At 50.5% G+C, this 26,750-nt stretch carries 24 protein-coding genes; 13 read left to right on the forward strand and 11 right to left on the reverse strand.

The annotated features are described in order from the left end of the window. The first annotated feature begins 58 nt into the window (after positions 1-58). The 5 genes from pabB (at position 59) to SC127_RS15300 (ending at position 6,715) form a co-directional block, all read left to right on the forward strand. On the forward strand, positions 59-1,417 hold the full coding sequence (pabB, locus tag SC127_RS15280; RefSeq protein ID WP_332627064.1) for an aminodeoxychorismate synthase component 1: 1,359 nt from the start codon (positions 59-61) through the stop codon (positions 1,415-1,417). Continuing rightward, the gene (locus SC127_RS15285; RefSeq protein ID WP_215846637.1) at positions 1,418-1,987 is read left to right on the forward strand and encodes a CoA pyrophosphatase; all 570 of its coding nucleotides are present in this window, start codon (positions 1,418-1,420) and stop codon (positions 1,985-1,987) included. Between the two features lie 88 nt (positions 1,988-2,075). Next, positions 2,076-3,305 carry an MFS transporter gene (locus SC127_RS15290; RefSeq protein ID WP_332627065.1) on the forward strand — a complete coding sequence of 410 codons (1,230 nt, stop codon included), beginning with the start codon at positions 2,076-2,078 and terminating at the stop codon, positions 3,303-3,305. Between the two features lie 242 nt (positions 3,306-3,547). Next, positions 3,548-4,912 carry an L-serine ammonia-lyase gene (locus tag SC127_RS15295; RefSeq protein ID WP_215846635.1) on the forward strand — a complete coding sequence of 455 codons (1,365 nt, stop codon included), beginning with the start codon at positions 3,548-3,550 and terminating at the stop codon, positions 4,910-4,912. Positions 4,913-5,152: 240 nt separating this feature from the next. Next, positions 5,153-6,715 (forward strand): EAL domain-containing protein, encoded by a 1,563-nt coding sequence (locus SC127_RS15300; RefSeq protein WP_215846633.1) that lies wholly within the window; start codon positions 5,153-5,155, stop codon positions 6,713-6,715. Between the two features lie 92 nt (positions 6,716-6,807). Here the strand turns inward: SC127_RS15300 and SC127_RS15305 are convergent, their stop codons facing one another. Beyond that, positions 6,808-8,376, reverse strand: coding sequence for a TerC family protein (locus tag SC127_RS15305; RefSeq protein WP_215846632.1), 1,569 nt, complete (start codon positions 8,374-8,376; stop codon positions 6,808-6,810). Between the two features lie 508 nt (positions 8,377-8,884). Between SC127_RS15305 and manX the strand changes: the two genes are divergently transcribed. From manX to SC127_RS15325, 4 genes are all read left to right on the forward strand, one after another. After that, positions 8,885-9,844, forward strand: coding sequence for a PTS mannose transporter subunit IIAB (gene manX / locus SC127_RS15310; protein WP_332627066.1), 960 nt, complete (start codon positions 8,885-8,887; stop codon positions 9,842-9,844). Between the two features lie 66 nt (positions 9,845-9,910). Further along, a complete protein-coding gene (locus tag SC127_RS15315) occupies positions 9,911-10,711 on the forward strand; it encodes a PTS mannose/fructose/sorbose transporter subunit IIC (protein ID WP_215848266.1) in 801 nt (266 codons plus the stop codon). 15 nt (positions 10,712-10,726) lie between these two features. Further along, positions 10,727-11,572, forward strand: a complete 846-nt coding sequence (locus SC127_RS15320) for a PTS mannose transporter subunit IID (protein WP_243077791.1) — start codon at positions 10,727-10,729, stop codon at positions 11,570-11,572. Between the two features lie 89 nt (positions 11,573-11,661). Further along, positions 11,662-12,120 (forward strand): DUF986 family protein, encoded by a 459-nt coding sequence (locus tag SC127_RS15325; RefSeq protein WP_215846630.1) that lies wholly within the window; start codon positions 11,662-11,664, stop codon positions 12,118-12,120. Here SC127_RS15325 and rlmA read toward each other — a convergent pair. The 5 genes from rlmA to SC127_RS15350 all read right to left on the reverse strand — a co-directional run bounded on the left by rlmA (position 12,117) and on the right by SC127_RS15350 (position 15,246). After that, a complete protein-coding gene (gene rlmA / locus SC127_RS15330; protein WP_243077790.1) occupies positions 12,117-12,920 on the reverse strand; it encodes a 23S rRNA (guanine(745)-N(1))-methyltransferase in 804 nt (267 codons plus the stop codon). The genes SC127_RS15325 and rlmA overlap by 4 nt on opposite strands. A gap of 139 nt (positions 12,921-13,059) precedes the next feature. Next, complete coding sequence (cspE, locus tag SC127_RS15335) at positions 13,060-13,269, reverse strand: transcription antiterminator/RNA stability regulator CspE (RefSeq protein ID WP_003852684.1); 210 nt, start codon at positions 13,267-13,269, stop codon at positions 13,060-13,062. A gap of 81 nt (positions 13,270-13,350) precedes the next feature. Beyond that, positions 13,351-13,425 carry a DUF2627 domain-containing protein gene (locus SC127_RS22625; protein WP_110866451.1) on the reverse strand — a complete coding sequence of 25 codons (75 nt, stop codon included), beginning with the start codon at positions 13,423-13,425 and terminating at the stop codon, positions 13,351-13,353. A gap of 520 nt (positions 13,426-13,945) precedes the next feature. Beyond that, complete coding sequence (locus SC127_RS15345) at positions 13,946-14,956, reverse strand: MBL fold metallo-hydrolase (protein ID WP_332627067.1); 1,011 nt, start codon at positions 14,954-14,956, stop codon at positions 13,946-13,948. A 17-nt stretch (positions 14,957-14,973) separates the two neighbouring features. Next, a complete protein-coding gene (locus SC127_RS15350; protein ID WP_215846628.1) occupies positions 14,974-15,246 on the reverse strand; it encodes a YebO family protein in 273 nt (90 codons plus the stop codon). 213 nt (positions 15,247-15,459) lie between these two features. On the opposite strand from SC127_RS15350, the gene SC127_RS15355 reads away from it, so the two are divergent. Beyond that, positions 15,460-15,696, forward strand: coding sequence for a YobH family protein (locus SC127_RS15355; protein ID WP_215846627.1), 237 nt, complete (start codon positions 15,460-15,462; stop codon positions 15,694-15,696). Positions 15,697-15,726: 30 nt separating this feature from the next. On the opposite strand, the gene kdgR is transcribed toward SC127_RS15355, so the two are convergent. Then, on the reverse strand, positions 15,727-16,518 hold the full coding sequence (gene kdgR / locus SC127_RS15360; protein ID WP_215846626.1) for a DNA-binding transcriptional regulator KdgR: 792 nt from the start codon (positions 16,516-16,518) through the stop codon (positions 15,727-15,729). 197 nt (positions 16,519-16,715) lie between these two features. Between kdgR and SC127_RS15365 the strand changes: the two genes are divergently transcribed. Continuing rightward, positions 16,716-18,092 (forward strand): MFS transporter, encoded by a 1,377-nt coding sequence (locus SC127_RS15365; protein WP_332627068.1) that lies wholly within the window; start codon positions 16,716-16,718, stop codon positions 18,090-18,092. A 52-nt stretch (positions 18,093-18,144) separates the two neighbouring features. On the opposite strand, the gene htpX is transcribed toward SC127_RS15365, so the two are convergent. From htpX to SC127_RS15385, 4 genes are all read right to left on the reverse strand, one after another. Next, positions 18,145-19,026 carry a protease HtpX gene (gene htpX, locus SC127_RS15370; protein WP_215846625.1) on the reverse strand — a complete coding sequence of 294 codons (882 nt, stop codon included), beginning with the start codon at positions 19,024-19,026 and terminating at the stop codon, positions 18,145-18,147. Positions 19,027-19,269: 243 nt separating this feature from the next. Then, positions 19,270-21,315, reverse strand: coding sequence for a carboxy terminal-processing peptidase (gene prc / locus SC127_RS15375; protein WP_243077787.1), 2,046 nt, complete (start codon positions 21,313-21,315; stop codon positions 19,270-19,272). Between the two features lie 19 nt (positions 21,316-21,334). Next, a complete protein-coding gene (proQ, locus tag SC127_RS15380; RefSeq protein WP_243077786.1) occupies positions 21,335-22,027 on the reverse strand; it encodes an RNA chaperone ProQ in 693 nt (230 codons plus the stop codon). Between the two features lie 96 nt (positions 22,028-22,123). Continuing rightward, complete coding sequence (locus tag SC127_RS15385) at positions 22,124-22,624, reverse strand: GAF domain-containing protein (RefSeq protein ID WP_243077785.1); 501 nt, start codon at positions 22,622-22,624, stop codon at positions 22,124-22,126. A 211-nt stretch (positions 22,625-22,835) separates the two neighbouring features. Between SC127_RS15385 and yebS the strand changes: the two genes are divergently transcribed. Both yebS and SC127_RS15395 read left to right on the forward strand, forming a co-directional pair. Continuing rightward, positions 22,836-24,080, forward strand: a complete 1,245-nt coding sequence (gene yebS, locus SC127_RS15390; RefSeq protein WP_243077784.1) for a membrane integrity lipid transport subunit YebS — start codon at positions 22,836-22,838, stop codon at positions 24,078-24,080. After that, on the forward strand, positions 24,049-26,688 hold the full coding sequence (locus SC127_RS15395; RefSeq protein ID WP_243077783.1) for a PqiB family protein: 2,640 nt from the start codon (positions 24,049-24,051) through the stop codon (positions 26,686-26,688). The genes yebS and SC127_RS15395 overlap by 32 nt, the downstream gene beginning before the upstream one ends. Positions 26,689-26,750 lie beyond the last annotated feature (62 nt).

Here is a 26,750-nt window from a genome sequence, read left to right on the forward strand (position 1 = left end):
CTAGTGCGTTAAAAATATGTCAGTCTAGCGCCCTCATTGACGTTTGATCTTTTGCCCGATGATTGTAGAAACCCTCAGCTTAAAGTATACCCCGGATGCGCTTACCCAGCGCTTTGCCCGCATAGCACATCTTCCTTGGGCAATGTTGCTCTCTTCTGGCAATGCCGATCACGCCGATAACCGTTTTGATATTCTCACCGCCGATCCGCGCGTGACCTTAACTACACGCGGGCTGCTGACCACTGTTTGTCAGGGTGATCAGGTTATTGACACGCCGGGTTGTCCGTTACAACTGGTGCAACAGCAGTGCGATGCCCTTGGCATAAAGCCAACTTCCAATGCCAATCTGCCTTTTCAAGGTGGGGCATTGGGCCTGTTTGGTTATGATCTGGGTCGCCGATTTGAACCGTTGCCAGCGATGGCCGAAGCCGATCTCAATACGCCCGACATGGCGGTTGGCATTTATGATTGGGCGTTAATCGCCGATCACCATTTACACTCCCTCACGCTGATTGCGCTGGATGATCTACAGGCACGCCTGGCATGGCTTGAAAAATGGCCTGAGCGCGCTGCCCTACCCTTTTCGCTTACCAGCAGCTGGCAATCCAATCTCAGCTACGACGACTACGCCAAACGCTTCCACGCGGTGCAGGCGTATATTCAGGCGGGCGATTGTTATCAGGTCAACTTTGCGCAGCGGTTTCAGGCAAGCTATCAAGGTGACGAATGGCAGGCGTTTTGCACGCTTAACCACGCTAATCGCGCGCCGTTCAGCGCATTCTTGCGTCTGCCCGACAGTGCGATTCTGAGCCTGTCGCCGGAACGCTTTTTGGCGCTTGACCAGGGTGTGATTGAAACGCGTCCCATCAAAGGAACGCGCCCAAGAATGGACGATCCCGCCGCCGATCGCCAGCAAGCCGAGCAGCTTGCCGCCTCTGAAAAAGATCGCGCCGAGAATTTGATGATTGTCGATCTGCTACGTAACGATATTGGACGTGTCGCGTTGCCCGGTTCCGTCAGCGTGCCGGAATTATTTATCGTTGAGCCTTTTCCGGCGGTGCATCATCTGGTCAGCACCATTCGCGCCACATTACCCAACACCTTGCACGCCACAGATTTATTGCGCGCCTGCTTCCCCGGTGGCTCAATCACCGGCGCCCCCAAAATCCGTGCAATGCAAATTATTGATGAACTCGAACCGCAGCGCCGTAATGCATGGTGCGGTAGCATCGGTTATCTCAGCCTTTGCGGCCGCATGGATACCAGTATCGCCATTCGTACACTGATTGCCGAAGCGCAGCAGCTTTATTGTTCCGCAGGCGGCGGTCTGGTCGCAGACAGTGAACTGGACGCGGAGTATCAAGAAACCTTTCACAAGGTGAGCCGCATTTTGCCGACCCTTGAGCAGGGAGAGTAAATGACACCTTCACTGACGCTTGAAGCCTTTCGTAGTCGCTTTATCTTGCATCAGCCGCTGCAGCAAACGCACCGCCTGGCAGGCCGTCATGCTGCGGTTTTAGTGCCGATTATCGCGCGTGAACAGCCTGGATTGTTATTAACACAACGATCCCACGCCCTGCGCAAACATGCAGGCCAGGTCGCGTTTCCTGGCGGCATGCAGGATGCCAGCGATGAATCGTTGATCGTTACGGCATTACGAGAAGCGTATGAAGAAGTGGGCATCGACCCTAGCCAGGTCGAGATACTCGGCAGCTTACCTGCAGTCACCAGCAGCACCGGTTTTCAGGTAACACCGGTTGTGGGCATTATACCCGCAACACTTTCTTTGCGGATCAATCCTGATGAAGTACAAAGCGCTTTTGAAATGCCATTAGCAGAAGCGTTGCAGCTGAGCCGATATTCCTCGTTAACTATTCATCGTGCCGGTATTCGACATCCAGTTTGGCTCTCAATTTATGAGGATTACCTCGTTTGGGGCATGACCGCTGGCATCATTCGGGCTCTCAGCCAGCAGATCGCCTTCTAACGATGCACAATTGGCGGTAAAACCGGTAACAGTATGTTGACCAAAAGCCGCTCTTTATGCTTTAAAAAGACCCTTTTCGGAGAAGACATTGAACGACACAGTAATAGCCTGTTCTTCTGGTCGTGCATTCCATTACCCTTCGTTTCGATATTTGTTTACTGCGCGTTTCCTCACCGTCTTAGGAAATGCCATTGCGCCTGTTGCACTGGCTTTTGCGGTTTTGGACATCGGTGGATCAACCGGGGAATTAGGGTTTGTCGTTGCCGCACGTTCTGTTTTTAACATCATCTTTTTATTGATTGGCGGCATACTCGCTGATCGCTATTCCCGGCGCGTTGTTCTGTTTTCATCTTCAATGATGGCTGCACTCTCTCAGGCAGTCGTTGCGTGGACGGTGCTCGACGGATCCGCGACCATTGTGTCGTTAGCCGTACTTGGCGCTTTTAACGGCGCCGCTGCCGGTATTGCACTGCCAGCGTCTTCGGCAATGGTGCCTCAAATCGTCCCTGCGCATGCTCTTCGTGAAGCCAACGCATTTATTCAACTCGGCGTTTACGCGGGAACCGTCATTGGTGCCTCGCTGGGCGGATTATTAACCAGCGCGGTCGGCCCCGGATGGGGATTAGCTATAGATGCGCTGGGGTTCGCCCTTTCCGCGCCACTTTATACCCTGATAAGCACGCGCCAGGTTGCGTCTGCAGAACCGAACAGCAATATCCTTCACGATCTGCGAGACGGCTGGAGAGAATTTATTAGCCGCGCCTGGGTGTGGATTATCGTGGTTCAGTTCACCCTTGTTAACGCCGCGTTTAGTGGCGTGATGATGGTAATCGGACCTGTTGTAGCTGATTCAACCTTTGGCCGAGCAGGCTGGGGAATGAGCTTAGCGGCACAAAGTCTGGGCTTGTTTGTTGGATCTTTTATTGCTCTTCGATGGCGTCCACGCCGGGAGCTGTTTGTTGGCACTCTGCTGGTCGCTCTTTGTGCGTTACCCATTATCGTGCTGAGTTTGGTTCCTTCTGCTTTACTGTTGATGGCTGCATTTTTCATCGCCGGCGTGGGATTTGGCCAGTTTGGTGTCGTTTGGGCACATTCGCTACAAACGCATATCGCCCCCGATAAACTGGCACGCGTCTATGCCTGGGACGCGATGGGTTCATTTGTGGCCATTCCTGTAGGCGAAGTCGCCGCTGGCCCGCTGGCTATGCATTTTGGCAATATGAACGTACTGCTGGCTTCAGCCGCCGCAGTGCTGATTGCCACACTGGCCGCGAGCCTGACACCCGCAATTCGACGTCTCGATAACACCACGACGTGATGTGCCAGACCTGGACAGGGGCTTCGCATTCTTTGTGATTGTTCTGTTCGGTCACGCCCAGTTTCCTTTAGCCCCATGTCCTAAACTTTGCGGTATGCAGTCCGCCAGAACGATAATATTTTCTCGCCTTTTTAATTAGTTTTTTTCATGCGAAAAGCTACTGCTTTCTGGTTGGTGATGGTTACTATTAGCGCCATAAACTGCTTCGGCAGACTTAGAATAATTTGTGAGGAGTGTCACCTGTGATTAGCGTTTTCGACATGTTCAAAGTGGGCATTGGCCCATCAAGTTCTCATACTGTTGGTCCGATGAAGGCCGGTAAACAGTTTGTGGATTTATTATCAGAACAGGGAAAGCTGCATGATGTGACACGGATTGCGGTTGACGTCTACGGTTCACTCTCTTTGACCGGCAAGGGTCACCACACTGATATCGCCATTATTTTGGGATTAGCAGGTGAATCACCGGACAGCGTCAACATTGATGCTATTCCTGCTTTTATTAAAGACGTTGAGCAGCGTGAACGTCTGTTGCTGGCTAAGGGCGCGCATGAAGTCGATTTTCCTCGCGAAGGCGGCATGGTTTTCCGCGGTGAGAACCTCTCGCTGCATGAAAACGGATTGCGCTTACTTGCTTTTGCCGGCGACCTGTTAATTCTGTCTAAAACCTACTATTCCATCGGCGGCGGCTTCATCGTCGATGAAGAGCATTTTGGTCAATCTGCGCTAGACGAGGTGTCGGTTCCCTGGCCCTTCCACTCCGCTAAAGATCTGTTAGCGCACTGTCGCGAAACCGGCTTATCGCTTTCTGGTTTGGTCATGAAGAATGAACTGGCGCTGCATTCACGTGATGAAATATACGCCTACTTCACGACTATTTGGCAAACCATGCAGGCCTGTATTGATCGGGGTTTAAATACTGAAGGCGTGTTGCCGGGTCCGCTGCGAGTGCCGCGTCGAGCGGCGTCCCTGCGTCGTCTTTTAGTCTCTTCTCACAAGCACTCCAACGATCCGATGGATGTTATCGATTGGGTCAATATGTTTGCTTTGGCAGTTAATGAAGAGAATGCTGCTGGCGGACGGGTGGTGACTGCGCCAACTAACGGTGCCTGCGGTATCGTGCCCGCTGTGTTGGCCTACTATGATCATTTTATCGAAACCGTTACGCCGGATATCTTTATCCGCTACTTCCTGGCATCAGGCGCCATTGGCGTGCTGTACAAAATGAATGCCTCCATTTCTGGTGCCGAAGTAGGCTGTCAGGGAGAAGTTGGCGTGGCGTGTTCTATGGCCGCAGCAGGCTTAGCCGAATTGCTCGGTGGCAGCCCGGAACAAGTCTGCGTCGCCGCAGAGATTGGCATGGAACATAACCTGGGATTAACCTGCGATCCAGTTGCGGGTCAGGTGCAGGTTCCCTGTATTGAGCGCAATGCGATTGCTTCAGTGAAGGCGATCAATGCGGCGCGTATGGCGCTACGTCGTACCAGCGAACCGCGCGTGTCGCTCGATAAAGTTATCGAAACAATGTATGAAACCGGTAAAGATATGAATGCGAAATATCGCGAAACCTCGCGCGGTGGTTTGGCGATTAAGGTCCAGTGCGATTAAATTAAGCGATACGCAAAATGCTTAATTTACGTGCAATCGTTTTCAAATCCGCATCCTCCGCTATCTCAGCCCCCTGGAATTATGTAAAGTAATTTTCCGCGCGACTCGAGGGTCGCGCAATTTTCTAATACCGCTTTTTTCAGTGCCGTTTTCAGGAACATGGCCTAAACCTGGACCGTGTCGTGCCGATAACAACCCCGTTATATTGGATTTCTCTTGCTCTTGGGAAGGTGGTTACTGATGCTCATGGCCCAGCAATTTGTTGGACAATTCAGGCGCAAGCGCTTGCTTATTGCGCTGGTGATCGCCGCCATCGTTCTTATTTTGACTCTGGCTTTTCGCTTTATTGAAGAGAAGTCACGTATAGAGCAGCGAGCACTTAATTTTGCCGATAACGCCATTATGCGTTTTGATCGGATGTTCTCGCCGTTAGATGTTTCAGCGAATAACACGCTGGGACTGGTGGGCGTTTCCTGTAGTGATGTACGCTTTCCGCTGATCGAAAAAATAGCCGCCTCACAAACTGTACGCGCTATTTTGCTGGTGGAAAATGACACCATTTACTGCTCCAGTATTTATGGTCCTCGCGATATCTCTTTCAGTCAGAATTACCCTGAACTCGCCATTAATAATCAGCGCATGATGTTATCAACCGATAATTTTTTGCTAAAAGGCTCACCGGTTTTGCTGCTCTGGACACCTAAAAGTATCGATAACCACTCCGGTATATTGCAGGTCATTAATATTGAGTTGATGAGCAATTATCTGCTTGAGCCTCAATTGCCGTGGGTTGAGCGAGCGATTCTTAACGTTAATGGCGACAGTTTGGAATATGGCAATCCGCTGATTGAACCAACGGTGCCTTCAGAGGATGAGGTGAGCTACAACGAAGCGTCGCTACGTTATCCATTTAGTATCACGCTGTATGGCCCTTCGCCTACGCGACTGGCACTGGCGACGTTGCCTTCCCAGCTTCCGCTGGCCTTGCTGTTAAGCCTGCTAATGGGTTATATCGTCTGGCTGGCAACGGCTAATCGCATGAGTCTGAGCTGGCAAATTAGCTATGGCATTACGGCTAACGAATTTATGGTTTACTGCCAGCCGCTGATCAACGCCAAAACAGGCGAGTGCGATGGCATTGAGTTACTGCTGCGCTGGCATAACGCGCGGCAGGGCTGGATTGCACCCGACGTGTTTATTCCGCTGGCTGAGCGTCAGAATCTGATTGCTCCGCTCACCCGCTTTGTACTGAATCAGGTCGTTGCACATTTACCTATTCTGCCGCGCTGCCCTTCCTTTCATATTGCCATTAACGTCGCTGCCAGCCACTTCCGCAATCGGGCGATTGTAGAGGATCTGCAGCACCTTTGGTGGCCGGCTAACCCTGTGCCGAAGTTGGTTGTTGAATTAACCGAGCGGGATGCACTGCCGGTCGTCGATCAATCAGTGATTTCTCAGCTGCATGAGATTGGCGTTCGGCTGGCGATTGATGATTTTGGAACCGGACACAGCTCGCTTTCCTACCTAAAAGATTTGAAGCCGGATGTTCTGAAAATCGACAAGATTTTTACCGCTGCAATTGGCACCGATGCAATTAACGCTACCGTAACGGATATGGTGATATCGCTGGCGCAGCGCCTGAATATCAGTCTGGTTGCAGAAGGTGTTGAAACGGCGGAACAAGCGGCCTACTTAAGAGAGCGTGGCGTTGATCATCTGCAAGGCTATTATTATGCGCGCCCGATGCCGCTGGGAGATTTCCCGGCATGGCTGGAACACCATCAAAGTGACATTGAAGCTTAATAATTTAACCTGCTCTTTCACTGCTTCGACCAGAACATAAATCAAAAAAAACGCACCGATCAACGGTGCGTTTTAAGTTCGATTATTTCGCTTTACGCCTGCTGTTCTTCATCTTCATCGTAAGGCTTGTCCTTGGTCACACGCACCAGGTCAACGCGATAATCTGTCGCTTCGATAATTTGGAAATGCAGTGGCGCAATATCAATAACTTCACCCGGCAGCGGCAGCTGACCTTTCTGAGCAATCAATAAACCGGCCAGTGATGCATGATCCTCTTCAGGATCGACCAACTCATGAAAGTCGAGTAGCTGCTGCAATGAATGCAGATCCGTTCCACCCTTTACTAACCAACCGTCGCCATCTGCGATGATATCCGGCGTTTCATCTTCATCCGGGAACTCACCGGCGATAGCTTCCAACACGTCTAGCGGGGTAATTAAACCCTGAACTACACCGAACTCGTTGGTAACGATAACAAAACTGCCTTTGGCACGACGCAAAACACCTAGCAGGTTGATCGGATCCAGCGTTTCCGGCACAACAATGGTCGGCGTATTTGCAGCAAAGGACGCTACGTCTATACCATGTTCCAGCGCCACTAACAGCTCTTTCGCCCGTACTACACCGACGATTTCATCCAGTTCACCCCGACATACAGGGAACAAGCTGTGAGGCGTATCAAGCAGCTGAACGCGAATCTCATCAACCGGACGATTGGCGTCTACCCAAGAAATTTCACCACGCGGGGTCATAATGCTACGAATAGAACGTGATGCCAGCGTCAGAACACCATTGATCATGTAGCGTTCTTCATCTTTAAACGCTTCCTGTGGCATCGCCTCGGCTAAGGCTGATTCTTCACTGCTTGTTGGCTGCGCGCGATTTCTTCCACCCATTAAGCGCAAAATAGCTTCTGCGGTACGTTCACGCATGGGACGATGCGACTGATGACGAATGAAGTTGCGACGTGCAATCTGGTTGAACATCTCAATCAGGATTGAGAAGCCAATGGCAGCGTAGAGATACCCTTTAGGAATGTGGAAGCCAAAACCTTCCGCCACCAGCGACAAACCGATCATCAGCAGGAAGCTCAGACACAGCACCACTACGGTTGGATGCGCGTTGACGAAATTCGTCAGCGGCTTTGACGCCAACAACATCACACCCATGGCAATGACCACGGCGGTCATCATCACCGGTAAGTGGTTTACCATACCTACAGCGGTAATCACCGCGTCGAGTGAGAACACCGCATCTAACACCACAATTTGCGTCACCACCGCCCAGAAACTGGCGTAGCCACGATTACCTGAACCTTCAAGCTGACGGTTTTCCAGCCGCTCATGCAGTTCCATCGTTGCCTTAAACAGCAAGAACAGCCCCCCTGCCAACAAGATTAAATCTCGTCCAGCAAAGCTGAAATCGCCTACGCTGAATAGGGGCCGCGTTAGCGTCACCATCCAGGAGATCAGCGACAACAAACCCAAACGCATGACCAAGGCCAGTGACAAACCGATCAGACGCGCTTTATCACGCTGCTTCGGTGGCAGTTTGTCGGCCAGTATGGCGATAAACACCAGGTTGTCGATGCCTAAAACGATTTCCAGCACGACAAGCGTGAGTAAACCCGCCCAAATTGAGGGGTCGAATAGAATTTCCATTAATGACTCCTGAACGAGGAACAGATTGCGCGAGAGTGTGCCAGCACCATTGGGCGTGACAAAAATGCATTTGAATGAGCAGTGAATACGCCGTCAGGCGTGAAATGACGCGCCAGAAGGCGCAAAGAACAGGTTAAGCGACGTCGGTGACGATCCATAAAGGTGGGCTGATGCCCGTTACTCCTGAATAATAAACAGATCGTTAATGTAACAGTTAGTGCAATGGCGTCAAAAAATTTTCTTACCTTTACAATCTGCTGCGTGATGGCGTAAGCGTGCTGAAAATTCAAATTCCAGAAGTTAGGCGCTGAATAACTGACAAACATCACATAATTTATTTTTTCGATCACTAAAATAAATCGCGAACTTCTAGCCCGAACACTGTTAACTGATGAATTTTCAAACGTATCCAAATGATCAGGCTACACCTAGTTTGATGTAACCGAAGCGATAACTCTTAACGGTTCATTCACTTCAGATGAACCTCTCTAGCGAACGGAGGTAGCACGTGACCATTGCTATTGTAATTGGTACACACGGCTGGGCAGCCGAACAACTGCTTAAAACAGCAGAAATGCTGTTGGGTGAGCAGGAGAATGTCGGATGGATCGACTTCGTGCCCGGTGAAAATGCAGAAACGCTTATCGAGAAATATCAGGCACGTCTTGCAGAGCTGGATACCGCAAAAGGCGTGTTATTTTTAGTGGATACCTGGGGCGGCAGCCCTTTTAACGCGGCCAGCCGCGTGGTAGTTGATAAAGAGAATCATGACGTCGTGGCTGGGGTAAACATTCCCATGCTAGTGGAAACGCTGATGGCGCGCGATGACGATCCGGGTTTTGATGAACTGGTTGCCATCGCCGTGGAAACGGGACGTGAAGGCGTAAAAGCGCTTAAAGCCAAAGAGGAAGAACCTGCTCCCGCTAAGGCCGCTCCTGCTGCAGCACAACCACAACAACCTATGGCACCCGGTGACCATATGAAGATTGGTCTGACGCGCATTGATGACCGATTGATTCATGGCCAGGTTGCTACCCGCTGGACAAAAGAGACTAACGTTAACCGCATCATCGTCGTAAGTGATGAAGTCGCCAAGGATCATGTGCGTAAAACGCTGCTGACTCAGGTTGCGCCGCCCGGCGTAACGGCACACGTCGTTGATGTCGACAAAATGGTTCGCGTCTGGAACAACCCGAAATATGGACGTGACCGCGTGATGCTGCTGTTTACCAATCCTACCGATGTACTGCGTGTCGTTGAACAAGGGGTCGATATTAAAACCGTTAATATCGGCGGCATGGCATTTCGCCAGGGCAAAACACAAGTGAATAACGCGGTATCGGTCGATGAGCAAGATATCGCCGCTTTCCGCAAATTAAATGAACGCAACATTGAGCTGGAAGTGCGCAAAGTCTCCAACGACCCGAAACTGAAAATGATGGATCTCATTGCGAAGGTTAACGCGTAATTTGCAGCCACATGCGCCTGCGCGAGTAGGCTCAATTTCGCTATCCTGCTGAGGACAAGAAGTATGATGGAAATATCCGCACTACAAATTGTTTTAATATTTATCGTCGCCTGTATTGCCGGTATGGGGTCCATTCTTGATGAGTTTCAATTTCACCGTCCGCTGGTGGCTTGTACTTTGATTGGTGCCGTGCTGGGCGATATGAAAACCGGGATCATTATCGGCGGTACGCTGGAGATGATTGCACTGGGTTGGATGAACATTGGGGCCGCCGTAGCGCCTGACGCCGCCCTCGCCTCAATTATCTCCACCATACTGGTTATTGCCGGTGGTCAAAGCGTGGGTGCGGGTATCGCACTGGCCATTCCGCTAGCGGCTGCTGGACAAGTTCTGACGATTATTGTTCGTACTCTTACCGTAGCCTTTCAACATGCTGCTGATAAAGCAGCAGAGAAAGGTAACCTCACCGCTATATCGTGGATCCACGTCTCGGCCTTGCTGTTACAAGCGATGCGTATTGCCATTCCTGCGTTGATCGTGGCGATTTCAGTCGGCACCAGTGCGGTTCATGCATTACTCAGCTCCATCCCTGAAGTGGTCACCAACGGCTTGAACATCGCCGGTGGCATGATCGTGGTCGTAGGTTATGCGATGGTCATTAATATGATGCGCGCAGGCTACCTGATGCCGTTCTTCTATCTGGGTTTCGTTACTGCGGCTTTCACCAACTTCAACCTGGTCGCGCTGGGCGTGATTGGCGTTGTGATGGCGGTGCTGTATATCCAGCTTAGTCCTAAATATAACCGCGTGGCCGGTGCGCCTGCCGCAGGTCCGTCAGCTAATGACCTCGACAACGAACTTGATTAAGGAACAGGTGACAACATGGTAGATATCACAAAGGTTGAGAAGAAGCTGACGCCAGGCGATGTACGTGCGGTATTCCTGCGTTCAAACCTGTTTCAGGGTTCATGGAACTTTGAACGCATGCAGGCGTTGGGATTCTGTTTTTCAATGGTGCCGGTCATTCGTCGTCTCTATCCTGAGAACAATGACGATCGCAAACAGGCAATTAAGCGTCACCTTGAGTTCTTTAATACCCATCCTTACGTGGCAGCGCCAGTGTTAGGCGTTACCATGGCAATGGAAGAGCAGCGTGCTAACGGTGCAGCCATTGATGATGGCGCAATTAACGGTCTCAAAGTTGGATTAATGGGACCCTTGGCAGGCGTAGGCGATCCTATTTTCTGGGGTACTGTACGTCCGGTGTTTGCCGCCTTGGGCGCGGGAATCGCCATGAGCGGCAGCCTGCTGGGGCCCTTACTGTTCTTTATCCTGTTCAACGTTGCCCGCTTGCTTACGCGTTACTACGGTGTGGCATACGGTTATCGCAAAGGGATTGATATTGTCAGCGATATGGGCGGCGGCTTCCTGCAAAAACTGACGGAGGGCGCGTCGATTCTTGGCCTGTTTGTCATGGGCGCGTTGGTAAACAAGTGGACGCACGTGAATATCCCGTTGGTGGTATCACGTATCACCGATCAGACCGGGAAAACCACGGTAACGACGGTGCAATCCATCCTTGATCAGCTGATGCCTGGCGTGGTGCCATTGCTGTTGACGTTCGGCTGCATGTGGCTGTTACGCCGCAAGGTCAATGCGCTGTGGATCATCGTTGGCTTCTTTGCCCTTGGTATTTTTGGTTACTGGATCGGCTTTTTAGGTCTGTAAATGTGAAATGTCGGGAGCGTTAGCTCCCGATTTTTTAGCGTACTTATCTGAGCCTGAGCGGTTGAGATAATTTCGTTTGAGGAAGAATAATGTCACTGACCGACGCTATCATCGTGCTCTGTATTGCTGCACTGCTGATCTTCGCTGTTTATGATGAAGCTGTTTTACCGCGTCGACGTGGCCCTACTCTGTTGCGCGTTTCCTTACGCCGTCGACACAAAATAGACAGCCTGATTTTTATCGGCCTACTGCTCATTCTGCTGTGGAATAATGTTTCACACCAAGGCCCGCAACAAACAACCACACTGCTGTTAGTGTTGTGCTTTCTGGCATTTTGGTTGTTTTGGCTGCGTAAGCCGAAACTGCTCATGAAAAATCAGGGGCTGTTTTACGCGGGCGTGTGGATTGATTACACCCGCATTCAAAGCATCAATCTTTCCGAAGATGGCATTCTGGTTATGCAACTGGAGCAGCGCCGCTTGCTAATCGCTGTGCAGCAACTCGACGATCTGGAACGCATCTATCAGACGTTAGTTGAAGCGCGTTAATCTCGGCGCCAGAGCGTCAACGTGAAATCGGCATCACACTCAAAAGTGTTGGTTTGTTGCAGGGTTTGCCAAACCTCTTCCCGCGCACGCCAGGCAAACGGCGTCATTTGTAAAAGTTTCGCCGCATCGCCCCCGCTCAAGGTCATGCTGTAGCGCAGCGAATGTTGCGCTGCTTGCTCAAAACCTGCATAGACTTTTTCTTCTGGCGTATGCAATTGTACTTCTCGATAAATCAGCGCTTTAAGTTGCTGTAAATGGTGCGCGCCTGGCGTCACTGTAAGGATAACGCCGCCCGGTTTTATCACTCGTGCCAGCTCAGTTTCATTGCAGGGGGCATAAATTCTGACAATGCCATCGAGTGAAGCATCCGCAAAAGGCAATCGCTGACTGGACGCAACGCAGAACAGGATATCCCGATAGCGTTTAGCAGCGAGGCGAATCGCCATTTTCGCTACATCAAGCCCATAAACCTGCCCGGTGAAATGCGCGGCCATGGCTGCGGTGTAATACCCTTCGCCACAACCGATATCCAGCAATTGCACACTTGTCTGACCAAGATGCCCGGCGAGCAGTTCAACGACACGCTCGCGTAGTGGTTGATAATGCCCAGCCTGAAGAAATTCGCGCCGCGCCTGCATCATTTCTGCGCTGTCACCGGGTTCGCGCGACCCTTTATGCTGAACGGGCAGCAAATTGACGTAGCCCTCTTTTGCCTGATCAAATTGATGACGATTCTCACAGTGCCAGCTGCGATCGTTAAGCAAAAGAGGAAGATGACAAAGCGGGCAAATCAACGACATGAAGCACTCCGGAAAAAAAATAACGCGCCGAAGTGTACTCTGAACCCTGCTGCATCGAAAGCAAAAGAAAGCCCCGACCGATTGGTCAGGGCTTTAAGATTCGTGTCAGCGGTGCAAAGCACCAGGTCTGTGGACGAAATTAGATAGCAGTTACGTTAACTGCAGCTGGGCCTTTCTGGCCGTCCTGAATTTCGAACTCAACGCTCTGGCCTTCAGCCAGGGTTTTGAAACCATTGCCCTGGATAGCAGAGAAGTGTACGAACACATCTTTGCTGCCGTCAGCAGGAGTAATGAAGCCAAAACCTTTAGACTCGTTGAACCACTTAACCTGACCTTTAATCTTTGCCATTTTGCAAATTCCTTAGAATGTTTATTTTGCCCGAAGGCTGACCTACAGAGAAACCAGAGACATTACTGAATGAGGCACTTATTAAGGTTCGGCAAGGAAGCGGTATTCAACGTCAACGTCTTTACTCGTAACTTCTTTACTGAAGATGCCATACATAAACAGGACTGTACCTCGTTAACCTACGAATTGTTATCACATATCTGTAAATTAATGGCAAGCCATTTTTAATCGACAATTGATGCTTAACACATAATTGCCAAACAGCTCGCAGACTTTGTCCATCTTGGTACAAAACAGAGTCGGCGTTTATTGAAAATTAGGATAGTCACTATTCATCAGAGCCAGTTAACGCTGATACCAACGCTTCACGAACAAAACTAAAGCGCGCTAAACCAATGGATAACCTTAAGAAAACTATATTTCATTAATATGGCAATGCTAAAGTTAAATTAAACTGACTTACAAGTGAGTTGCGAATAAGCGAAGCGTTAATCTTGTACAACGCTATTTAATCCGTACATTTTTAATATGATATTGCACCAAAATCAGGAAAGAGGATTTACAGCTGCCCCAATTAAAAGCAATTGCGCACCTATTGTTTATTACCATTTTTTCTAAATGTGTGAAAAATTGATATTGAACAAAATTAAATTGCACACGATTTAATTTTGATGCTTTAGGATTTATCCTGGTCGATATTCTCCAGCCCCCGACTTTCCCCTATTCGCCATGCTGAAAAACGGGTGTTATCTTCTCCTGCACTTTGTAGGGCGCGCATGAGCTCTGCGGGGGGTTCATCCAGTGATTCATCAGCTAACTCAAACACGCCCCAGTGAATGGGAATGGTCAAAGGTTTTCCGATGGCACGCCACAGTGACACAGACTGATCAGGGTCCATGTGTTGCCCCCCCATGAACCATTTTGGTGCGTAAGCACCCACAGGCAACGCTGCAAGATTAAAAGGTCCCAGCCGTTTGGCTATCTCAGGCAGTTTTTCAGAATATCCGCTGTCTCCTGAAAACCAAAAACGCAGGGTTGGCGTTCTGATTACCCACCCACACCATAAAGAGCGATTTCGGTCATACACTGTTCGCATGCTCCAGTGGCGCGCGGGAACAGCATCAATGCGGATACCGGCAAACTCGATATGCTGCCACCAGTCCAGTTGATGGACATGACGTAAACCATGCTGATGGCACCAACGCGCTAATCCCAGCGGAACAATAAATCTGGCTTGTGGAAAGCGGCGCGCAATACGTTTCACCGTAGGTTTATCAAGGTGATCGTAGTGATTATGCGAAATTAAGACGTAATCAAGCCGAGGCAAATGGTGGATATCGAGCGGCGACGGCGTTTTCCGCTGCGGCCCGGCAAAAGCAAAAGGTGATGCGCGCTTCGACAACGCGGGATCGATTAAGATGTAGTGCTTATTCAGACGCAACAACAACGCGGCATGACCCAGCCACCAAACGCGATCGTCTTCTCCGCTTAAATCTGCGGGATGACACCAATGCTCAATAAAAGCGGGATAACCCGCCTTCGGCGGATGCGGCAGGCCTTGTTCTTTGCGTTCTTTGCGCCAGCGTTTTAAATCACCGCTCTGGCGCAAATCAGGTTCGAGATTGCGAAAGCCTTCAGGTGTATGGTGCGGTTTACTTCCATCAAACCAGGGATTTTTCCAAGCCATCCAGCCTCCATTAATGATTAACGTTCTGGAATCAGACGAATAAAATCTCGCTTATCCTGTTCTTCCCCATGTTTCTTTTCTTCGGCGCCCGGTTGAGCATCGACTAAACGACGCAACAAGGTGTTTTGCTTTTTTTGTTCTTCCAGCAGAGATTGCAACAGCTCAATCTGCTCACCGGCACGTACGCTGGCCCGGTTGATGAAAAACCAGGCGATAAACGCCACGATCAGGATAATAATCCATACGCCATAACTGACCAGTGGACCCGAATTTGCGGCTAAATCATTCATAACGGCCTCGTCTTACCCTTGCTTGTGCTAAAGAACAGTTCAACCGCGCATTCTACCTGTAGCAAGGCCAAATGGTAATGGGTACGGCTGCAATGCAGATTTTCCCGTTTCAGTTATCTCTGATCGATTCAGCGAGAAAAGCGAGGCATGCTGTTATTATCACGAGTAGCAGCAATAAGCGGATAGCTGCGTTATGTATCACAAGGAGACAAAATGAAACTTTTTATTCGGGCGATCGTGGTGATCGGCGTTATCTGGATGGCAATGCTTCTCACCGGCTACGGTGTATTGACAGGCAGTAATAAAAACGCTGCCGGGCTGGGATTGCAGTGTAGTTACCTGACTGCGCGTGGCGTGATTACCGCACAATATCTGCATACCGACAGCGGTGTGGTTGGCGTTACAGATTGCCCGCTACTGAAGAAAAGTGGTGAAGTGGTTGATAATTAATTAAAAAAGCGGGCTAATCAGCCCGCTTTTTTAGAATGTGTACTGATGATATCCCATTTCAGAAGAAAGCGTGCGTGCCGCCCGATGCAGCATCGCCACATAATCCTGTTTTGCATCTTCAGAAAAGCGAATCGTTGGGAAAGAGATACTTAGCCCGGCAATCACGACGCCAAAACGATCGAACACCGGCACCGCAATGCAGCGTAAACCCTCTTCCTGCTCTTCATTGTCCTCACCAAAACCCTGAACTTTTACCTGGTCCAGAACTTCAAGCAAAGATTCCGCACTGACCAACGTGTTGGCCGTACTGCGTTTAAACTCAACTTCGCTCAAAATCTCTTTTACTTCACTACGATCGCGCCATGCCAATAACACTTTGCCAATGGCGGTGGTATGCAAAGGATTACGGCGGCCGATGCGCGAGTACATACGCAGGTTGTACAGCGAGTCGATTTTATGGATATAGACAATGCTGTCTTCTTCCAGCGCACCGAGATGAATGGTCTCTTTCGTCAGCCGCGACAGCTCTCGCATCTGCACGTCAGCACTGCGGATCAGATCAACGTTTTGCAACGCTTTGGCTCCCAGCTCGAACAGTTTAAGCGTCAGCGAATATTTTTCACTTTCACCTTCCTGCGTAACGTAACCGAGTGACTTCATGGTTTGGAGGAAGCGGTACACGGTGCTTTTTGACATCATCACGCGCTGCGCGAGTTCTGTAATACCGTGATCGCGTTCTTCGCCGAGCGCCTGCAAAATGCCAAACACTTTCAGTACCGAGGAGACCGAATCGGGCTGTTTGTCGTTATCAGCTAAGGACATCTTGCACCTTTCCAAATATGTTTCAAAAAAAACGGAACGAGGGACCAGTATAGAGTTATGCCCGGCACGACGGCAATCGTTTACGTCACAAGACATATTTTAAGATAAAATTTATGCGTAAACGCGATGCTTTTGCTCTGTGAATTCATTAGCATGATGATATTCACCTACTTTACTTATTGGCGCTACTCAGCTCTATGTCTCCTTCCCTTGCTCAAGACGGATTACCGGTTCCGCAACGTTATGGTGCCATTCTCACTATCGCCTTAGGCATTACTATGGCGGTGCTGGATGGCGCGATTGCAAATGTGGCTTTGCCCACGATTTCCCGCGAGCTGAATGCCAGCCCGGCTGAATCCGTGTGGATTGTGAATGCCTATCAAATCGCAATCATCGTTTCACTGCTGTCGCTCTCATTTTTGGGTGATATGCTGGGTTATCGGCGCGTTTATCAGGTTGGTCTGGCGATGTTTATCGCCACTTCGCTGTTTTGCGCCCTCTCCTCTTCGTTGACGATGTTAACCTTTGCTCGCGTACTGCAAGGGTTTGGTGGTGCTGCATTAATGAGCGTGAACACGGCGCTGATACGCATCATCTATCCTCAGCGCTATCTGGGACGCGGCATGGCGATCAATTCGCTGATCGTGGCAGTTTCGACGGCCGCAGGCCCGACCGTAGCCGCAGCCATACTTTCGGTGGCAAGCTGGAAATGGCTGTTCCTGATTAACATTCCGCTTGGCTTGATTGCGCTGTGGTTCGCCCTGCGTTATTTACCGGACAACACGCAAAAAACCAAATCACAGAAATTCGATATTCCCAGCGCCATCATGAATGCGTTGTTCTTTGGACTGCTGATTTCAGCGTTAAGCGGCTTTTCGCAGGGACTGAGTCATCTGCTGGTGGCTGGCGAAGTTATCGCGTTGATCATTGTCGGCTGGTTTTTTATCCGTCGCCAACTGAGTATGCCGATACCGTTGCTGCCGGTTGATCTGCTGCGCATTCCGATCTTTAGCCTGTCGCTGGGCACGTCAGTCTGCTCTTTTTGCGCCCAGATGTTGGCAATGGTTTCACTGCCCTTTTTCCTACAAAACGTTTTAGGCCGGGATGAAGTGGCAACGGGCTTGCTGTTGACGCCGTGGCCGCTGGCAACCATGGTATTAGCGCCTATTGCGGGGCGTTTGATTGAACGCTTTCATGCAGGCTTATTGGGTGGAATTGGTTTGGCGGTGTTCGCGACGGGTTTGTTCTTGCTGGCAATGTTGCCTTCACAACCGCAGGACTGGGATATCATCTGGCGCATGGTGCTGTGCGGGGCAGGTTTCGGTCTGTTTCAATCGCCAAATAATCATACGATTATCACTTCGGCTCCAGGTAATCGCAGCGGCGGTGCCAGTGGCATGCTGGGCACGGCACGATTATTAGGCCAAAGCATGGGAGCGGCCTTGGTTGCACTGTTATTTAATCTGTTTGGTGATAATGGCACCCATGCATCGCTGCTGTTGGCAGGGACATTTTCCAGCGTAGCGGCAATCATTAGCCTGTCGCGCATGACACAAGACCGCGCGACCCGCTGATCGTCAGGCACAAAAAAGGCGACGTTTCCGTCGCCTTTTCATTTAGTGCGAATTACTTCAGATATTGACCGCTACGTAACGCTTCAATGCGTTTGTCCAACGGCGGGTGAGACATAAATAACTCACTGAACGACTTGCCTTTACCGTTGATACAGAAAGCCATCATGCTGCTTGGCTCCTGCGGTTCGTAGCTGGTTTTCAGGCGTTGCAGTGCAGCTATCATCTTTTCACGACCGACAAGTTTGGCCGAGCCCGCATCCGCGTGGAATTCACGATGACGAGAGAACCACATGGTAATGATGCTGGCAAGAATGCCAAAAACCAGTTCCAGCACAGTTGCGACCGCAAAATAGACCAGCGGATTCCCGTTGCTGTTCTCTTCTCCGTCACGATTGCCTGACATAAAGCCAGACGCGATTTGCGCCAGAATACGTGAAATAAAGATCACGAAGGTGTTCACCACGCCTTGGATCAGCGTCATGGTGATCATATCGCCATTGGCAATATGCGACACTTCATGTGCCAGTACCGCTTCTGCTTCATCACGGCTCATGTTTTGCAGTAAACCGGTTGAAACCGCCACCAACGACGCATCACGACGTGCGCCGGTAGCAAAGGCGTTGATATCCGGTGCATGATAGATCGCGACTTGCGGCATCTTAATACCTGCCTGCTGCGCCTGGCGACCAATAGTATCAACCAACCAACGCTCTGTTTCATTGCGTGGTTGTTCAATCACTTCACCGCCGACCGAGCGCAACGCCATCCACTTCGACATCAGCAGTGAAACAAACGCACCGCCGAAGCCAAACAGACCTGCCATAATCATCAGGCCTTGAACACTGCTTGACTGGATCCCTGTCAGGCTGAGAATCAGCCCGAATACCAACATCACAGCCAGGTTGGTCATCAGGAAAAGAGCAATACGCATCATATTTGTTAATCTTCCTCAGTAGTTCACGCGCATATGCGCGGATACATATCCTATGAGCATTGCGCGGGTTTTCAAGCAACCTTAATGTTTAAGTGCCTAAAAAGACATAACTTTACATTTAATCTTGTTTTGCCCACTGCGCAAAATTTCATCTCGTTTAGCCACGCTAATTAGTGACCGAAAATACCAAATCGCAGCCAAAAAAAAGCACCGCCAGGCGGTGCTTTTATTAACGCTTAGCGGTTACTTCGCGCTAGCCGCTTGTGCTTCTGGCTGGGCCTTATCCATCTTCGCGAGATCGTTGGCAATATTTACCGTCTCGTCCAGATAAGGATCGGGCTCTTTGTAATCTTTCGGCAAATCGTCCAGGTTCTTCAGCAGTTTCTTGCCTTCAGCCTGATAACGCGCATTGATTCGTTCCAGACGTAACGCATCTTCTTCATGGTTCTCTTTCTCACGTTGAGCAAGATTGAGGGAAACCCTATTGCGTTTCTCCTTCATCGCATTGAAACGCGCAATATCCTTCATGATGTACTGGAATTCACGATCCTGAGCGATACGATCAGCGTGATCTTTCGTTAATTGCGGAACCAGCGGCTTAACATCGCCAGATTTAACGTAGGTTGCTGCATTAATGCTATCCCACGGTAATGCGTTGTCTTCAAATTTCTCGCCGGTTTCCGCCGCTTCTACGCCGGTTGGCATCAGCAGATCAGGCGTCACACCTTTGCGCTGCGTACTTCCGCCATTGATGCGATAGAACTTCTGAATGGTGTACTGCACTGAACCCAGCGCTGGCCATTCTGGACGCAACATTTGATCATAAATACGGTTCAGCGAGCGATACTGCTGAACGGTGCCTTTACCGAAGGTCGGCTCACCGACGATCAACGCGCGGCCGTAATCCTGCATAGCTGCAGCAAAGATCTCAGAAGCGGAAGCACTGAAGCGATCAACCAGTACAACCAATGGGCCTTTATAATAAACAACGCCGTCGTTGTCGCTGTCTTCACGTACGCGACCGTTATTGTCACGCACCTGCACAACCGGGCCGCTTGGAATAAACAAACCGGACAATGAAACGGCTTCCGTCAAGGCCCCGCCACCGTTGGTACGCAGGTCAATAACGATACTGTCGACATTCTGCTTCTGAAGTTTTTGCAGTTGCACTTTAACGTCATCAGTCAGGCCAACGTAGAAGCCTGGAATATCCAGCACGCCCACTTTTTCTTTACCGACGTTATGCACCGACATCTTCACAGCACGATCTTCAAGACGAATTTTTTCGCGCGTCAGCGTAACAGTGCGGGTTTTGGTGCCCTTACCGGCGGGTAACACTTCAAGGCGAACTTTACTGCCTTTCGGACCTTTGATTTTTGCGACGACATCGTCCAGACGCCAGCCAATAACATCTTCCATTGGCTTGCCTGGTTGGCCGACACCTACAATGCGATCGCCCACCGTAATCGATTTGCTTTTCGCTGCGGGTCCACCTGCGACCATCGAGTTAATGACGGTATAATCATCATCCATTTGCAACACCGCGCCGATACCTTCCAGTGAAAGGCTCATTTCGGTATTGAACTGTTCAGTGTTGCGTGGCGATAAATAGTTCGTGTGCGGATCGATTTCGTGAGCAAAAGAGTTCATTGCCAGCTGGAAAACGTCTTCACTGTTACTTTGGGCCAGGCGACGAATGGCAAAGTTATAGCGCTTGGTTAGCACTTCGCGAATCTCTTTGTCGTCTTTGCCTGCCAGCTTAAGGCTCAACTCATCGTATTTAACTTTCGCATCCCAGAGCGCGTTCAGCTCAGACTGATCTTTCGGCCAGGGCGCTTTGGCACGGTCAATGTCGATGGTGTCATTGCCAGTGAAATTCATTGGGCGGTTCAGCACGCTCAGCGCATATTGATAGCGCTCAAAGCGGCGTTTCTGCGCCAGATTATAGAGATCGTAAAATACGTCCAGCTTGCCGCTTCTCAGCTCATCGCCCAACGTGGTTTTCTTGCTAGCAAACTGGGCAATATCGGACGCCAACAGCACGTTATGGCTGTAATCGAGCATATTCAGGTAGCGATCAAAAATTTTCGCTGAAAAATCCTGATTCAGATCGAACTGACGATAGTGTGAACGCGTAAAACGTGAGGTAACACGTTCACTGACGGTGGGATCTTGCGCATCTTCGTGTAGCTGTGGAATCTGGTCGGCGCGGGTAATGTTCTCCGCACCAAAGGAAGGGCCTGACAACAGCAGGCCCGCAATAAGTCCAATTTTAAAAAGGGTGTTCATGCCGGGGTCAGCCTCCGTTTCAGAACTGTAAGTGTTCTGCGCGCACAATCATTGCCATGCCGGAAGCGAGCTGTACCCGAACGCCGTCTTTCGATACTTCCAGAACGGTAGCGTCCATTGCACTTTTGCCTGCTTTAACTTTAATACTCTGGCCGGGTTGTAAAGTTGAGGTGTCAGTGATGGGTTTAGGCTGCTCCGGGCGTGGCGCCGGTTTGCGATTCTGTGAAGCTGTCGCACGCTCAGCTTGCGGACGCGGTTTACGCGCAGCATCGCCTTCAGCGGGCTTGCGAGGTGCAGGTTTGCGGGGACGACGTGTTGCTGCGCCCTCTTCACCTTCACCCGCTTCACGGCGGGCGGCACGCTGCTGCTCACGCTGCGCCTGAACACGCGCTTTGGCGTCTTCCAGCTGCTTACGCGCATGCTCTACATGCTGCTCGTCCAATACGCCACAGGCGTTACCGTCGAGGTCAACACGCGTTGCACCGGCTTTAATGCCGTACAGATAACGCCAGCTAGAGGTATAAAGACGCAGCGCAGAGCGTAACTGAGTTTTGCTCAGACCCATTTCGCCCTGAACACGCTCTACCAGATCCTGAAAGATGCCGATTTTGAGCGGACGCGCTTCGCCTTCAGCGCTAAAGCAGTGCGGAAAGCGCTCCGCCAGAAAGCTAATGACTTCTTTACTGCTATTCAACTTAGGTTGATTTTCCATGAAATTTCCTGATTACAACGGGTTTGCCGACCAGAGCAGGCATGAACAGGCGACATTATAATGACAACATCGCTAAATGCCATGTGATCCAGTCGATTAGCTGCGCGTCAGCTGCAGATATTTTTCTAAGTCGCTGCCCGCAAGCACTTCGCAAAGCCCATCAGTAAGGGTGACTAACCCCGCTTCGTCATCGCTATCAAAGCGATTGTATTCAACACTGTCGATATCAAGGACACCAACCAGAGTGCCATTCACTTTCAGAGGAATCACAATTTCCGCGTTGCTTGCAGCATCACAGGCGATATGACCTGGGAATGCATGCACATCATCAACGCGTTGCACTTTGTCTTCAGCCAGTGCAGTTCCACAAACCCCTTTGCCTACAGGGATTCGTACACAGGCAATCTTGCCCTGAAACGGCCCCAACACTAAGGTGTCAGCTTCCGTTAGCAGGTAGAAACCTGCCCAGTTCACGCCATCGAGACGCTCATACAACAGCGCGCTAAAATTACCCATCGCGGCAAGAAAGGCCGTTTCTCCGGCCAGCAAGGCGCGCATATCGCGATTCAAATCGGCGTAAAAGGCATTTTTGTTCATTATTTAACCATTACCAATGACAACTGAGCGAGTTTAGGTTCGCTCGTTAAAAATAAGCACTAAATATCCAGAGCGACAAGGTGAATCATAGCGTTAGTTGCTATAACCTTAGCATTCTGTGGATCGAAGCGTGATGCCCGAAACCAGCACACCGGCAACGTCTTAACGACCGATTTGTGTCACACACGATGAGCGAAACTTGCATCACCCTATGAAAATTCACGCTATCAGCCAGACATTGCCTCACGCACGTTATCAGCGTTGCCCGCAATGCGATACCCTTTTTTCCTTACCGGATGTGAAATCGCACCAGTCTGCATATTGCCCTCGCTGCAATGCGCAAATTATGAGCGGGCACGACTGGTCTATAACCCGATTAATGGCGATGGCTGCCACCATGATTGTGTTGATGCCTTTCGCTTTTAGCCTGCCGCTGGTTGATATTCGCCTGCTCGGCATGCGCATCAATGCCAACCTGCTGGAAGGCGTTGTGCAGATGACGCAACAAGGTGACGTGTTAACAGCTTCTATGGTGGCGTTCTGTACTATTGGCGCGCCTGTCACGCTCGTTGCGGGTATTTGCTATCTCGGTATCGGTCACAAACTTGGCATGAATCTGCGCCCCGTTTTATTGATGCTTGAAAAGCTCAAAGAGTGGGTAATGCTGGATATCTATTTGATTGGCATTGCCGTTGCCTCTATCAAAGTTCAGGATTATGCGACGCTGGAGTTGGGCTATGGCTTAGCGGCCTATATTGCGTTGACGCTTTTAAGCTTAATAACGCTGATTCACCTTAATATTGAGCAATTATGGGACCACTTTTATCCGCAGAAACCCGGTAACGCCGCGCGTGATAAACTTCAGGTTTGCCTGAATTGCCACAATACCGGTGTCCCCGATGCACGCGGACGCTGTCCACGCTGTCATACCCCGCTGGATTTTCGCCGCCGTCACAGCCTGCAAAAATCCTGGGCTGCGCTGATTTCATCCATTGTGCTGCTCATTCCCGCCAATTTACTGCCCATTTCAGTGGTCTATCTCAACGGTTCGCGGCGTGAAGACACCATTTTCTCCGGTATTTTATCATTAGGCTCCGGCAATATTCCGGTCGCCGCCATCGTTTTTATTGCCAGTATTTTGGTGCCTTTTACCAAAGTATTGGTGATGTTAACGCTGCTACTCAGCATTCATTTCCGGTGTGAACAAGGCCTGAAAACGCGCGTTCGCTTGCTGCGTGTAGTGACTTGGGTTGGACGCTGGTCAATGCTGGATCTCTTTGTCATTTCATTAACCATGTCGTTGGTCAATCGCGATCAACTGCTGGCTTTTACCATGGGACCGGCCGCTTTATATTTTGGCGCCGCCGTGATCCTGACCATTATGTCTGTTGAGTGGCTAGACAGCCGCCTGCTCTGGGATGCACATGCAACAGGAAACGCCGACTACACCGACTAACGCCACGCTGCGCAACAAGCGTAAAATTTCGCCTTTTTGGCTGCTGCCGATTATCGCAATGTTGATTGCGGGCTGGCTGCTGTGGACAAATTATCAAGAGCGCGGCACCACTATCACAATTAACTTCCAGACGGCGGATGGCATCGTGCCGGGACGCACGCCAATACGTTATCAAGGCGTTGAAGTGGGCACCGTGCAGGGCATCAATCTGAGTGATGACTATCGCAGTATTCAAATCAAGGCCAGCATCAAAAGCGATATGCGCGATGCACTGCGTGAAGATACGCAATTTTGGTTGGTCACGCCGAAAGCTTCGCTGGCGGGGGTTTCTGGATTAGATGCGCTGGTTGGGGGGAATTACATAGGCATGATGCCAGGCAAAGGTAAAGCCAGCGAAAATTTCACTGCACTGGACACTCAGCCTAAATACCGGGTTAATACTGGCGAGTTATTGATCCATTTGCATGCACCCGATTTAGGCGCGCTGAGTACAGGATCGCTGGTCTACTACCGCAAAATTCCTGTAGGACGGGTCTACGACTACAGCATCAATAATGATACCGATGGCGTCAGCATTGATGTCCTGATTGATCGTCGTTTCAATAATTTGGTGAAAACCACCAGCCGTTTCTGGAATGTCTCTGGCGTCAATGCTGATATCAGTTTAAGTGGCGCGAAAGTGAAGCTTGAGAGCCTGGCAGCGCTGGTTAATGGCGCTATTGCGTTTGATTCACCCGACGGTGCTGAAACCGCCAAAGCCGATCAAAACTATCAGCTCTATCCCGATTTAGCGCAAAGCCAGCGTGGCGTTTCCGTCTCGTTAGATCTGCCAAATGGCAACAATCTAAAAGCGGGCAGCACGCCGCTAATGTACCAAGGACTTGAAGTAGGCACGCTCACCAAGCTGAATCTGAAAGATGGCGGTAAAGTCACCGGCGAATTAACGATTGATCCTTCGGTAGTCGGCCTGATGCGTAGCGAAACGCGTATTGAAATGCGCAGTCCCAAAATTAGTCTGACCGATACCAGCCTTAGCAGCTTGTTAACCGGCAATACGTTTGAACTGATTCCCGGTGAAGGTCAACCACAACAGCATTTTGCCGTGCTGCCAGCAAACGAATCGCTGCTGCAAAAACCGAACGTGCTTACCGTTAAATTAAGCGCACCAGAAAGTTACGGTGTCGACGCCGGTCAACCGTTGATGCTGCACGGCATGCAGATTGGGCAAGTGATGTCGCGAAGTCTGGATGAGAATGGCGTTAATTTTGTGGTTGCCGTTAATCCTGAATATCGCCAGTTGGTACATGGCGACAGTAAATTTATCGTTAACAGTCGTCTTGATGTGAAATTTGGTTTGGACGGTATGCAAGTGATCGGTGCCAGCGCCCGTGAGTGGGTTGACGGTGGCATCCGTTTAGACCCAGGCAAGCAAGGTAATGTGAAAGCAAACTACCCGCTATTTGCTGATGCAGATAAAGCAGCCGAAGGCATTACAGGCGATGGCCCGTCTACCACATTAATGCTAACGGCGAACAGCTTGCCGGACGTTCAGGCAGGTTCTGTGGTGCTTTACCGTAAATATCAGGTGGGTGAAATAACTAAAGTGACACCGCGGGCAAATGCTTTTGAAATCGCGGTACACATCCAGCCTGAATATCGCAAGCTGCTGACCAATGAAAGCGTATTTTGGGCTGAAGGAGGCGCGCGCGTCCAGCTCAACGGCAGCGGGTTGACCGTGCAGGCGTCGCCACTTAATCGTGCCCTTAAAGGTGCGATCAGTTTCGATAATATGAGTGGCGCAGTTTCAAATAAAGGCGCTAAACGCGTGCTTTATCCTTCTGAAACGGCGGCGCGTGCGGTGGGTAGCCAAATTACCCTGCACACCTATGATGGCAGCAAATTGTCTGCTGGCATGCCTATTCGTTATCTTGGCATTAATGTAGGACAGGTTGAGTCGTTGTCGCTGAGTAAAGACAACAATCAGGTTGTTGCAAAAGCGGTGCTCTATCCCGAATACGTTCAGGATTTTGCGCGCAACGGTAGCCGCTTCTCGGTGGTATCTCCAGAGATCTCCGCTACCGGCGTGAATCATCTGGAAACCTTGTTGCAGCCCTACGTTAACGTGGATCCCGGCAAAGGCAATGCCGCACGTATTTTCGAGCTGCAGGAAAGCACCATCACCGATTCGCGTTACCTCAACGGTCTGAATATCTATGTCGATGCGTCTGAAGCGGGCTCGTTGTCGCTGGGGACTCCCGTGCTGTTCCGTGGCGTAGAAGTGGGTACCGTGACCGGTACATCGCTGGGCAACATGGCCGATCGCGTACAAATCGCTCTGCGCATCAGCAAGAAATATCAACATCTGGTGCGCAACAACTCCGTGTTTTGGCTGGCTTCCGGCTATAACCTCGACTTCGGCCTGGTCGGTGGCGTGGTGAAAACGGGGACGTTCCAGCAGTTTATTCGCGGCGGCATTCAGTTTGCCACGCCGCCAACGGTGCCGCTGGCTCCGCAGGCCACGGCGAATAAACACTTCCTGTTGCAGGATGAAGCGCCGAAAGCGTGGCGCAACTGGGGCACAGCGATACCGGATCCCAATCAACCGTAAGCAAAACGGGCAGCCTGGCTGCCCGTTTCATTTCTGCGTGATACACTTCCCGCCTTTGCTTC

The organism is Pantoea sp. T14 (assembly GCF_036663535.1).
Taxonomy (GTDB): domain Bacteria; phylum Pseudomonadota; class Gammaproteobacteria; order Enterobacterales; family Enterobacteriaceae; genus Pantoea; species Pantoea phytostimulans.